The 254-nt window shown below is 68.5% G+C and carries 1 pseudogene; it reads right to left on the bottom strand.

Annotated features, from left to right (window positions below):
• A pseudogene (locus ACPXB3_RS22680) lies at positions 1-191 on the bottom strand (AAA family ATPase); the annotation flags it as partial.
• Positions 192-254: the final 63 nt, after the last annotated feature.

Here is a 254-nt window from a genome sequence, read left to right as displayed (position 1 = left end):
GCGATCCGCAGCCTGGTACCGGAGGCCTCCCGATCGGCGACCTGGCGTTGCAGGACGGCGGCCAGATACTGCTCGTGTGACCACCCTTGCTCACGGGCGGTATCGGCGAGTTGCTCCCACACGCGCCCGATCGTCGGTGTCTTCAACACCCGCGCCAGATACGCCAGCGTCGAGGCGGTCTCAGAAGCCATCACGCCACCTGGCCGTCGGTCGCCGCCCGGGTGGCTGGGTCGGGATCGAAGTCGATCCCGAAC

This window comes from Gordonia sp. DT219 (genome assembly GCF_049847065.1).
GTDB lineage: Bacteria > Actinomycetota > Actinomycetes > Mycobacteriales > Mycobacteriaceae > Gordonia.
The sequence above is the reverse complement of the archived record's forward strand: the minus strand, read 5'-3'. Positions and strand labels throughout refer to the sequence as shown.